General features: G+C 40.7%; 10 protein-coding genes. All 10 read left to right on the forward strand.

Annotated elements, in window-relative coordinates; all coding sequences use genetic code 11:
• Position 1: 1 nt before the first annotated feature.
• The 10 genes from BZG42_RS03425 to BZG42_RS03470 all read left to right on the forward strand — a co-directional run bounded on the left by BZG42_RS03425 (position 2) and on the right by BZG42_RS03470 (position 11,958).
• Positions 2-646, forward strand: a complete 645-nt coding sequence (locus tag BZG42_RS03425; RefSeq protein ID WP_155962636.1) for a bifunctional 4-hydroxy-2-oxoglutarate aldolase/2-dehydro-3-deoxy-phosphogluconate aldolase — start codon at positions 2-4, stop codon at positions 644-646.
• A gap of 124 nt (positions 647-770) precedes the next feature.
• Complete coding sequence (locus tag BZG42_RS03430; protein ID WP_439709962.1) at positions 771-1,205, forward strand: PTS sugar transporter subunit IIA; 435 nt, start codon at positions 771-773, stop codon at positions 1,203-1,205.
• A 10-nt stretch (positions 1,206-1,215) separates the two neighbouring features.
• Entirely contained in the window at positions 1,216-2,406 is a 1,191-nt protein-coding gene (locus tag BZG42_RS03435; protein ID WP_155995492.1) for a glycoside hydrolase family 88 protein, read from the forward strand.
• A gap of 9 nt (positions 2,407-2,415) precedes the next feature.
• Positions 2,416-2,907, forward strand: a complete 492-nt coding sequence (locus BZG42_RS03440) for a PTS sugar transporter subunit IIB (protein WP_024531717.1) — start codon at positions 2,416-2,418, stop codon at positions 2,905-2,907.
• Between the two features lie 47 nt (positions 2,908-2,954).
• Positions 2,955-3,731, forward strand: a complete 777-nt coding sequence (locus BZG42_RS03445) for a PTS mannose/fructose/sorbose/N-acetylgalactosamine transporter subunit IIC (protein WP_024531716.1) — start codon at positions 2,955-2,957, stop codon at positions 3,729-3,731.
• Positions 3,718-4,533 carry a PTS system mannose/fructose/sorbose family transporter subunit IID gene (locus tag BZG42_RS03450; RefSeq protein WP_024531715.1) on the forward strand — a complete coding sequence of 272 codons (816 nt, stop codon included), beginning with the start codon at positions 3,718-3,720 and terminating at the stop codon, positions 4,531-4,533. The genes BZG42_RS03445 and BZG42_RS03450 overlap by 14 nt, the downstream gene beginning before the upstream one ends.
• A 6-nt stretch (positions 4,534-4,539) precedes the next feature.
• Complete coding sequence (locus BZG42_RS03455; RefSeq protein ID WP_024531714.1) at positions 4,540-4,848, forward strand: preprotein translocase subunit YajC; 309 nt, start codon at positions 4,540-4,542, stop codon at positions 4,846-4,848.
• Positions 4,849-5,000: 152 nt separating this feature from the next.
• Positions 5,001-8,555 (forward strand): hyaluronate lyase, encoded by a 3,555-nt coding sequence (gene hylA, locus BZG42_RS03460; RefSeq protein WP_155995478.1) that lies wholly within the window; start codon positions 5,001-5,003, stop codon positions 8,553-8,555.
• A gap of 411 nt (positions 8,556-8,966) precedes the next feature.
• Positions 8,967-10,862, forward strand: coding sequence for an alginate lyase family protein (locus BZG42_RS03465; RefSeq protein ID WP_155995476.1), 1,896 nt, complete (start codon positions 8,967-8,969; stop codon positions 10,860-10,862).
• 94 nt (positions 10,863-10,956) lie between these two features.
• Complete coding sequence (locus BZG42_RS03470) at positions 10,957-11,958, forward strand: LacI family DNA-binding transcriptional regulator (protein ID WP_120171503.1); 1,002 nt, start codon at positions 10,957-10,959, stop codon at positions 11,956-11,958.
• Positions 11,959-12,101 lie beyond the last annotated feature (143 nt).

The following is a 12,101-nucleotide window of genomic DNA, read 5'->3' on the forward strand; positions in this document are numbered from 1 at the left end:
GATGAGTCGAACACAAACTCTTTCTCAGTTGAGAAAGCAAGGCCTAGTTGTTGTTATTCGAGGTGATGCACGCAAAGAGGGCCTTCAGGCTTCAAAAGCTTGTATTTCAGGTGGAATTTCGGCAGTTGAGGTAGCCTACACTAATCCAGATGCAGGTTTGATTATTTCTGATTTATGCACTGAATACAAGGAAAATCCCGAGGTATTGATTGGTGCTGGGACGGTACTGGATTCTGTAACTGCTCGTCAGGCGATTATGGCTGGGGCGACCTACATTGTATCGCCATCCTTTAACGACGAAGTGGCAAAAATTTGTAACCTCTATGCAGTACCTTATATTCCAGGTTGTATGACTTTGACAGAGATTACCAGAGCCTTAGAAGCAGGCTGTGAGATGATAAAGCTCTTTCCTGGTAGTGTATTTGGACCAAAATATATATCAGCTATTAAAGCTCCCTTGCCTCAAGTTTCTATTATGGTGACTGGTGGAGTGAATGAGAAGACTATTTCTGATTGGTTGGTAGCAGGCGCTGATGCAGTTGGTATAGGTGGTGAGTTTAATCAACTTGCTGCTCAGGGGCATTTTGATCGTATTCAGGATATGGCTAAAATTTATGTGTCCTTAGCTGGCTCTTGTAAAAAATAAGTTTAATCACAGGATGTAAAAAAACGCTTACATTTTTTTTAAAAAACTATTGACAAGTTCAAATCAATAGTATAAAATACAAGGTGTAGGTAAACCGGTAAAGTTAAAAAGGAGGGGTTTTGTGATTCAATTAGTCGTCGTGGCTCATGGAAAGTTTGCGAGTGGTATTCTCACTTCTCTGGAATTGATTGCAGGGCAAGTAGAAAAAATTCAGGCGGTTGACTTCACTGATGGCATGTCTGCTCAGGAAGTGAAAGAGCGTATAAAATCTGTTATATCAAGCGAAGAGAAGGTGTTGGTTCTAACGGATTTACTAGGTGGAACTCCTTTTAAAGTCAGTGTAGAGTTGGTAACAGAACATTTAGAAAAAAGTATTGCGGTCTTGTCAGGCCTAAACTTGGCTATGTTGCTAGAAGCTAATTTTTCTCGTTTGACAGACGATCTTGAGCCATTAGTAAGTAAACTGGTTAATGTTGCCAGAGAGGGAGTGGCAGATTCTATTACCCTTCTGAAACAGGATAATGGGACAGAAGAGGAGTTATTTGAGGATGGTATCTAAAGAAAATAAGATGATAAAAGAAGTATTGATTGAGCCGATTCGGTTGGGAGAGGAGTTCAGAACAACTCCACTGTTAACCAAAGAGGAAGTAGAAGCGGCACTTAATCTCGCCCTTCAGCAGTTAGAGTTGAATCTGGATTACTTTGGGGAAGATTTTCCAACTCCAGCAACTTTCGATAATATTTATCCAAAGATGGATAATACGGAATGGACCAATGGCTTTTGGACGGGTGTTCTCTGGTTAGGATATGAGTATTCTGCGAGCGCAAAAATGAAAGCGCTAGCAACTTCTAATACCGCTTCTTTTTTGAAGCGTGTTACTGAGCGAGTTGAGCTAGATCATCACGACTTAGGTTTTCTCTATTCTCCTTCCTGCGTAGCAGATTATAAGCTGACAGGAAACCCTATGGCACTTGAAGCTTCTATAAAGGCTGCTGATAAATTGATTGAACGTTATCAAGAAAAAGGAGGATTTATTCAAGCTTGGGGGGAACTTGGGAAGGCAGAGGATTATCGGTTAATCATTGATTGCTTGTTGAATTTGCAGTTGCTTTTCTTTGCTTATGAACAAACAGGCAATCGGAAATATTATGATATAGCCGTCAACCATTTCTACGCTTCCGTCAATACGGTCATTCGTGATGATGCTTCGACTTTCCATACTTTCTACTTTGATCCTGCGACTGGAGAGCCAGTCAAAGGGGTAACGCGGCAGGGCTACAATGATGCTTCTTCGTGGGCAAGGGGGCAGGCATGGGGTGTATATGGTATTCCATTGACCTACCGTATGATAAAAGATTCAGCTTGTTTGGATTTATTTAAAGGTGTGACGAATCACTTCCTTAATCGTTTGCCGGAGGATAAGGTTTCCTACTGGGATTTGATTTTTAACGATGGCAGTGGTCAGTCCCGAGATTCTTCTGCGACAGCGGTAGCGGTTTGTGGTATCCATGAAATGTTGAAATACTTGCCGGAAGTAGATTCGGATAAGGAAACTTACAAATATGCAATGCATGCCATGTTGCGCTCATTGATGGACAATTATGCAAATCGAACCTTACAGCCAGGTCGTCCTCTGCTTCTACACGGTGTCTATTCTTGGCATTCTGGTAAAGGAGTGGATGAAGGAAATATTTGGGGAGATTATTATTACTTAGAAGCTTTGCTTCGTTTCTATAAAGATTGGGAATTATATTGGTAGGAGGAACTGATGGCTACACCAAATATTGTAATGGCTCGCGTCGATGAACGATTGGTTCATGGGCAAGGGCAACTATGGATTAAATCTTTGGGTTGCAATACAGTTATTGTTGCAAATGATAAGGTTAGTGAGGATAAGATTCAGCAAACCTTGATGAAAACGGTTGTTCCAGATTCCGTTGCCATGCGCTTCTTTTCCTTGCAAAAGGTTATTGATGTGATTCATAAGGCAAATCCAGCTCAGACGATTTTTTTAATCGTTAAGGATTTACCTGATGCTTTGACCCTGGTGAAAGGTGGTGTTCCGATTACAGAGCTAAACATCGGAAATATCCACAATGCCCCCGGTAAAATGCAGGTCACTCGCTCGATTTTCTTCGGTTCTGAGGACAAAGCTGCGGTGAAAGAATTGAGCGATGTTTACAAGGTTCGTTTCAATACTAAGACTACACCTTCTGGCAATGATGGTGCGACTGAAGTGAATGTATTGGATTATATTTAGGCTAAATTTTGGATTAAATTTTTAAAAAATAAAAAAGGAGAATTATCATGACGATCAGTCTCATTCAAGCTGTTCTCATTGGTTTATGGACAGCATTCTGTTTTAGTGGACTTTTGTTAGGTCTCTATACAAATAGATGTATAGTTCTATCATTTGGTGTCGGAATTATCTTAGGAGATCTTCCAACTGCTCTAGCTATGGGGGCCATCAGTGAATTGGCCTATATGGGCTTTGGTGTTGGTGCTGGCGGTACGGTACCACCTAATCCAATTGGTCCCGGTATCTTTGGAACATTGATGGCGATTACAAGTGCTGGTAAAGTTACACCAGAAGCTGCACTTGCCCTATCAACTCCGATTGCAGTAGGGATCCAGTTCCTACAAACATCTGCTTACACTTTGCATGCAGGAGCACCTGCATCTGCGGTTAAACATCTTCGTGCAGGCGATCTTTCTAAATTTAAACGTGCTGCTAATGGTACGATCATTACTTTTGCTATTCTCGGCTTTGCCCTTGGTTTCCTCGGTGCTTATTCAATGGATACCCTGTTGAAATTGGTTGAAATGATTCCACCAGTATTGTTGAATGGTTTGAGTGTTGCAGGTAAAATGCTTCCAGCTATCGGTTTTGCGATGATTTTATCTGTGATGGCTAAGAAAGAACTCATTCCGTTTGTATTACTTGGTTATGTTTGTGCAGCCTATCTTAAACTCCCAATTATCGGTATTGCGATTGTCGGAAGTATCTTTGCGCTGAGAGAATTCTTTAACAAACCAGAACAAGTGGCAGTAAAACAGGAGGAAGCACACGATGACTGGATCTAAATTAACTAAAAAGGACTATATCAATACTTCTTTACGGGCCTTTTTCCTACAGAATGGCTTTAACTATAGTAACTATCAGGGAATTGGTTATGCCAATGTCATGTATCCGGCCTTTAAAAAGCACTTCGGAGATGACAAGGAAGGCTTGACCAAGGCTTTGGAAGAAAACTGTGAATTTTACAATACCAATCCGCATTTCCTGCCTTTTATTACCAGTCTTCATTTGGTAATGCTGGAAAATAATTTGCCTGAGGAAGAGACACGTGGGATTAAGATGGCTCTCATGGGACCATTAGCGGGTATCGGTGACTCGCTTTCACAATTCGTTTTGGCTCCTCTCCTATCTACCATTGCAGCTTCTTTGGCAGGTCAAGGACTTGTTGTAGGACCAATCCTATTCTTCCTTGGTATGAATATTATCTTGACTTCTATCAAACTTTTGACTGGTTTGTATGGTTATAAATTCGGTACCAGTGTGATTGATAAGCTGAGTGAACAGATGGCAACTATCTCTAAAGTGGCAAATATCATTGGAGTAACGGTTATTTCTGGTTTAGCGGTGACCTTCGTGAAAATCTCTGTACCGATTACATTTGCAGCGGGTGAGGTGAAAGAAGGGGCAGATCAAAAGATTGTGACCATTCAAGGAATGTTGGACAAGATTGCGCCAGCCTTGCTTCCAGCTTTGTTCACTATCTTGGTGTACTACCTCATCAAGAATAAGAAATGGACAACCTACAAGTTGGTTATCTTGACAGTTATTATCGGTATCTTGGGTAGCTGGTTGGGAATACTTGCGTAGGTATCTATGGAACAACAAACGCTTTATTATATCATCATTATTTTAGTAGCTCTATCAACCATACTTCCTATAGTGACTTCTTATGTCAGTCGTAAGCGGCAACAAAAAGAGTTTGAAGAACAGATGGATAAGCGCCAACAGTATTTATCAACTCTGAAGGTTGGGGATGAGATTATCCTCTTATCTGGACTGCATGGTAAAATTATCAAACTAACAGGTAGTTTGGTAGAATTGCAGATTGCAGAAAATGTTCACGTTTACGTTGAGAAAGAGTCAATTATGGGAAAATCTAAAGGACTACTTTTTACCAAGTAGTTCTTCTTTCTTGCATCAAACAGAAAACGCTTGCAAGGAAGGTGCTTGTAATGAATATGTGCGTATGGTATATTCGTGTTTAAGTAAAGTATTTATGTGAAATGTTAGGAAGGTATCCTTTGATCCTCCTACAAAAGGGAAAGGAAGGACCAATGAAATTTTTTAAAGGTCAAACCAAACAATATTATAGTATTCGTAAATATAGAGTGGGTGTTTGCTCAGCTCTGATTGCATTATCCATGCTGGGTACACGGGTTGCAGCTAATCAGTTGCCAGAAACAAAACCAGCAAGTTCTCAACCGAATCAAGTAGTAGAAACAAGTCCAAAGGCAACGGAAACAACAGATACAAGTCCTAAAACGACAGAAGCAGGCGATGCAGTCAAAAATACAGCAAGTCCTGAAGGGAATCCGACGGCTGCGACCAAAGATTCTTCCAGCTCGGTTTCAAAAGTTGATGATGGTCCAAAAGCGGTCAAAGAGGCAGTTGAAGAGACTACGACTAATTTGGTAAAAAATGGGGATTTTACAACCACAACAAAGACTTCAGGGGCCTGGTCAGGACAGGCAGCTAAAGACTGGGAAACTTGGGTGCCGGGTAATGTGAAAAAGGAAAATGGAAAGGTAACCGTTGATAACGGGCGACTCCATATCTCTTCAACCGATACATACCGAGTAGCGGTTCACCAAACTGTGGATGTTGATCCTAGTAAAAAATATCTCTTAGGCTATGATGTGGAAACTAAGGATCTGAAAGGTAGCGGAGTGCGCGTTCGGTTACACGGTTTGACAGCAGAAGGGAAGGATTTGGAGCCGAAAGAATTTATCCATACCCCTTTTAAAAATGGCAGCAAGAAAGAGCGTGTAGAGCAAGTCTTAACCGTCTCACCACAAACTCGCAAACTGAAGGTCGAACTATTTTTTGAAAATAGTATCGGTCAGGCTTGGCTTGACAACGTTTCGTTGGTTGAACATATTGAAAAAGTGCCAGAAACACCGGAACAAAAACCAGAACCTGCTCAGCCAGAATCGGGACAGATTACCCTTGCTAGCAATAAGGTTTACCTGCCTACTCGTCCAGATTTGACTTATAAGATTGCAAATTCAGCGATTGCTACATTAGAAAAAGGCATACTCCGTCCTCTTACAGAAGGTAAGACACAGGTAGAAGTTTATGATAAGGATACGAAAGTATCTAGTTTTGAGTTGATTGTTAAAAAACATCAGGCAACTGTTTTTGATCAGTTGCGGGACAACTGGGAAGATATTTCCCTAGCTAATAAGCGTTATCAGTCTAGCGATGCGCAAATGAAAGCCTTTCTGGGACGTCTAGATACAGGTGTCGATTCCTCTCTTAAAAATTGGGTGGAGCCAACTGAGCGGGCAAAGACAATTTTTAAGGATATTGACTTTAGTAAGTCCAGCCATCTCACAACAGTTTACCGCCGTTTAGAACAGATGGCTCAGGTGATTGAAAACCCTGATTCTAAATACTATCATAACCGTTCTCTCATTGATGTAGTTAAAGCGGGGATGAAGTGGCTATATAGCAATGTATATAATGAACAAAAAGAAATCACCGATAACTGGTGGGACTATGAAATCGGTACTCCTCGTGCCATTGTCAATACCTTGATTTACATGTTCCCTTACTTTAGTCAAGAAGAGATTTTGACCTATACCAAGCCGATTTCAAAATTTGTTCCAGATCCGACCATTATTCGTAAGACAATCAATAAAGCGACCCCAGCAGTCGGTGGTAACCAGACTGACCTTAGTAAGGTAGCTATTTTGGAAGGAGCGCTACGCGAAGATGCTGATCGTGTAAGGGCAGGTGCGCAAGGTTTGACAACTATTATGAAATTTGTGGATAAAGGTGAAGGTTTTTATAAGGATGGCTCCTTTATCGACCATACGAATGTTGCCTATACAGGTGCTTATGGTAATGTTTTGATTGAAGGTTTCTCACAATTGCTACCAGTTATCCAGTCAACAGACTTTGCCCTCAAAGACGAACAAACGAACATTCTTTACGAATGGATTGAAAAAGCCTTTATGCCTATTTTAGTTCGTGGTGAATTGATGGATATGACTCGTGGTCGCTCCATCAGTCGTGCAACTGGTGAATCACATGTTCAGGCTATGGAGATTTTGCGGTCTCTTGTGCGTATTGCAGAGTCTGCTCAGCCGGAACAAAAGGCTAAGTTATTATCTTTTGTCAAAGCGCAGCTAACATCTGATACTTTCTATGATAACTATAAAGGACTTAAATCCTATAAGGATATTGATCTGGTGAATAAACTTTTGGCAGATAATCAGATTGCTGCTGAAGTGGATAAGGACTATATCGCAGCTTTCAATAATATGGACAAATTTGTCTATCGAAATGCTCAAGAAGGCTTCACCTTTGCCTTATCCATGCATTCTTCTAGGACACAGAACTATGAAGATATGAACAATGAAAACCGTAAGGGTTGGTACACCGCAGATGGGATGTCCTATCTTTACAACGGTGATTTGAGTCACTATAGTAATAACTATTGGCCAACTGTTGATCCTTACCGTTTATCAGGTACAACAACGACCAAGGACAAACGAGAAGATGGTAGTGGCGAGGTCACTTTGGCAAGTGATTTTGTTGGGGCAAGCCAGTTGGGCAATCGTTTAGCAACCATTGCTATGGATTTCAACAACTGGAATAAAAGCCTAACAGCTCGTAAAGCTTGGATTGTCTTGGGCAATAAGATTGTTTTTCTGGGGACAGATATTAAACACCAATCAGCTCAAGGGGCAGTGACAACGATTGAAAATCGTAAGTTATTGACTGGGGAAAATTATAAATATTATATAAACGGTCAGCAGGTTGATCTATCTAAGGAAGTAGCAACAAATCAGACTAAATCCTTCTATATGACGAATGGGAAGGATAATCAGTCTATTGGTTATGTCTTCTTGAACCAATTATCAACTCGTGCCAAACTAGATCATCGCACTGGTAAATGGAGTGATATCAATTATAATCAGTCCAAGGAAACGGTGAAAAATTCCTTTGTTACCCTATGGCATGAGCAGCCTCAGACAACCAGCAATTATGCCTATGTACTTGTTCCAAACCAATCTATGGAAAAAGTAAACCAAGCTGCGGCTAGTGTAAAATTACTACACCAAGATAGAGACCTCCAAGTGGTCTATGATCAAGAGCAAGAGGTATGGGGTGTTGTAAAATATACAGATACTGCTTATAAATTGACGGACGGTATCACTTTGACAGACGCTGGTTTGTATACAATCCAGAAAGTGGATGGCAGCTACCGCATTGCTTTCTATAATCCATCTACCCGTACAGTAAAGAATGGCATCCAGTTGACAGGAGAAGGTGCTCGTATAACTGTGGAATCAGAAGCAACTCCAGCTAATCCCTCTATTGTTTGGAAAGTTTCGCCTTCAGAAACTTCTGGAAAAGGGGAGGCGAGAAGAGTAGTCCCAGATAAAGCAGAAAATCATCTACCTAAGACCAATCAAATGAGCCAAAACACCCAGCCACTAAGTGTACGAACAACCATGAAACCACAAGTGGTCGCTAAGGAAAAGCAGGAAAAAACACAGCTGCCTGATACAGGAGACACAACAAGTCTTAACTTTGGTATTTTTGGTTTGGCAACTTTAGGAGTAGCAGCAACTTTCAAACGTTCTAAATCACATTCCTGATTGATGGTAAGTATCGTAGGGGTGGAGAAAGAACTCGACAAATAGAAAAAGTTTCGTCAACAAGTCTATATTTTAGTGGTTGAGCTAAAACAGTCTCTTCCCAGACCATAACTTATGTAAACTGACTCCTGTCAGTCCTAATCTCCTGTTTAAAAAGGTCTAGAAGGCTTTTTAACCTCTCCACCACTTTGAGATGGAGATGGGCCAACAAAGTCCGCAACATTCGTAGGGGTCAGATTTGAAGTAGAAGGCACAAAGTGCTAGTATTTACTTCGCACAATCTTTTCATAGTCCTCTGGACTGTAAAAAATGATTAACCACTGGACTTAGATGTTGAAACGAACTCTGAAAGTGAGGTTGGACTTTTTTCCAACCTCATTTTTTAGAGAGTAAACAAAGAAAGGAGCAACCATGCAAATGGAATCTGAAAAATCAACAGATGACAAATCCGTAGAAGTACTGAGAAACTATGTCTTTCATCAGCGGGCTCAAGCCTATAAACAATTACATCGTTCTTGTCAGAATTTACTAGACGATATTTTTCTCTTTGAGGATAATTGGGATATGGAGCCCTGTCCTATTGGCTACCATCTTTCTCCCCTGGACTGGACAGCCGATTGCCACGGGGATGAGGAATGGACCTTTATGCTCAATCGTCAGGAATATCTGTGGAAGCTAGTCTTTGCCTATCTGGTTGAAAAAGACCCTCGTTACATGAAGCAGGTCAAACGCTTGGTATTCAGTTGGATAGAACAGGTAACAGACTGGCATCCGAAAAGAACCAGTAGCCGAACTCTGGATACTGCTATTCGCTGCCTTAGTTGGTTGAGAATCCTTCCATTTTTAACAAGCTGGCTAGCAGAAGAAGAATACAAACGACTATTGGAGTCCATCCAGCAACAGCTAGCCTATTTGCGTTGCCATTATCGCCCAAAAGATAGACTGAGCAACTGGGGAATTTTTCAAACAGGAGCCATGCTCTTGGCACATGCCTATATTGGAGATAAGGTCAATTTGGAGGAAGAGTACCGCTTCGCCTGTCAGGAAATCGAGATACAGATTCAAACACAGGTATTAGAAGATGGAACTCAATTTGAACAATCCTTTCTGTATCATGTCGAAGTGTATAAACTACTTCTGGAAATCGCCCTTCACCTACCAGCTTATCGTAAAAGTTGGACTCCTGTCTTAAAAAAGATGGCAAACTATGTAGTACAATTAACAGGGCCAGATGGAAAGAGTTTGCCTATAGGAGATAGTGATGTGCACAGGACTACTGACATCTTACAATTGACAGCCATTTTCTTTGGAGACAACTCTTATCTGATAGATGATTCTAAATTAGACCTAAGTATTCTGTTTCTGGTTGGAGAAGCTGGCTTGCGACAGTTTGAAAACTTGACAGTACCATTAAGGACAACAGGAGCTTGCCATTTTCCTGAGTCCGGACACAGTATCATCAAAGAAAAGGATAGTTATCTATTTTTTAAAGCAGGTCCCATGGGAAGTGCTCACAGTCATTCCGATCAAAATAGCTTCTGTTTTTACCACAGGGGACAACCTATTCTGATTGATAGCGGTCGCTTTAGCTACCGAGAATGCGAAGAGCGTTACCTACTCAAAAGTGCTTGGGCTCACAACAGTTGCATTCTTGATGGTAACCCACCAGAGCAGGTGAGTGGCTCTTGGGAATACAAATCCTATCCCCAGTTTATCAGCCATACTAGCAAGAGCGTTGAACACTATCACTGGCTGCAAGGAATATATCAGGCGCAGACTAGAAAAGGAGTTCCTTATTGGCACAAGAGACAACTTCTTATGGTTGGACAAGACTTACTACTGATAGTAGATAGTGTAGATTGCTCAGGACAACACCAATTAACCACCCAGTTTATCTTAGATGAAGCTGTGAAGATTAGCCATCAGCAAGTCAATGACATCCGCTTATACAGTGCAAATGATTTTGAAATACAAGAAACCGTGCGTTCTCACCGCTATAATCAGCTAACAGCTACTAAGAAATTGGTAAAACAAGAATGTTTTAAGAACCGACTAGTTACCTTCACCTTGCTGGCAGAGCAGAATATTCAAATTGAACGAGTGCCGGTTCATCAAACGGATAGTCGCTTGGTAGAAGATGGTCTAGCTTTTACCTGCAAGGGAGAAGCTCTAGACATTCTTATATCGCTTGTAGATCAGGATATTTATAAGGGAGAAAAATTACTCCAAGTTGATGGAATTCCTCTGAGAGGGAAGTGTCTTGTCGTAGATAAGAATACGCAAAAGGTTATTCGACTCAGAAATTAAAAAAGATGTAAAATGCGATTGATTTTAGTCGAAATCCCTGCTAAACTACGGATAGTATGATACAATAAACATAGCATAAGGAGGTATTGGTAAGATGTCAGGGAAGTTTACTATCAAGGATATTGCAGAGCTGGCTCAGACTTCAAAGACAACCATTTCCTTTTATTTGAATGGTAAATATGAGAAAATGTCTAAAGAGACAAGAAAAAAGATAGAAAAAGTGATTCGTGAGACAGACTACCGGCCTAGCATTGTTGCGCGAAGCCTCAATTCAAAAAGTACGAAGTTGATAGGTGTGCTAATCGGTGATATTACGAATACTTTTTCCAATCAAATTGTCAAGGGTATTGAAGAAGAAGCCCACAAGAGCGGTTACCAAGTGATGATTGGAAATAGCAATTATGATCAAGCCAGCGAGGATAAGTACATTGAGAGTATGCTAATGCTTGGTGTAGATGGTTTTATCATCCAACCCACTTCGCATTTTAGAAAGTACTCACGCATTATTGAAGAAAAGAAGAAACAGATGATTTTCTTTGACAGTCAACTCTACGAACACCGCACGAGTTGGATTAAGACTAACAATTACGATGCTGTCTATGATACAATTCAAACATGTGTCGAAAAGGGGTATCAAAAGTTCATCCTTATCACAGCAGATACCAGTCGCCTCAGTACGCGTATTGAGCGTGCGACTGGCTTTATGGATGCCTTATCAGATTGCAAGCAGGATTATGTAACTCTGACAATTGCAGATGAGCATGTTGATGTAGAAGAAATGAAAAACTTTCTTGCCAAAGAGGTTTCCATCCAGGAAAAAACACTGGTATTTGTTCCCAACTGCTGGGCGCTACCTTTGGTGTTCAATATTATGAAAGAACTAAATTTCACCTTCCCACAGATCGGTCTCCTAGGTTTTGATAATACTGAGTGGACAAACTTTTCGTCCCCTACTATCTCTACCATTGTTCAGCCTGCTTTTGAAGAAGGACGCCAAGCGACCAAGATGTTGATTGATCAGATTGAAGGGATCAATCGAGTTGAACGCCAACAGGTCTTGGATTGTACGGTTCATTGGAAAGAATCGACATTTTAGTCGAACAAAAGAGTATCAGCTTGCTCTCTGATAGATTAAAATATTGTTACAAATGAATGTTAGCATCCTTTAGGAGAATTGGAGTAGTCCAATTCTTTTTTTGTTTTGTAAATATTTTTGTTAATCATAATTAACTTTTGTGA

Source organism: Streptococcus sp. DAT741, from assembly GCF_009866825.1.
GTDB classification, from domain to species: domain Bacteria; phylum Bacillota; class Bacilli; order Lactobacillales; family Streptococcaceae; genus Streptococcus; species Streptococcus ruminantium.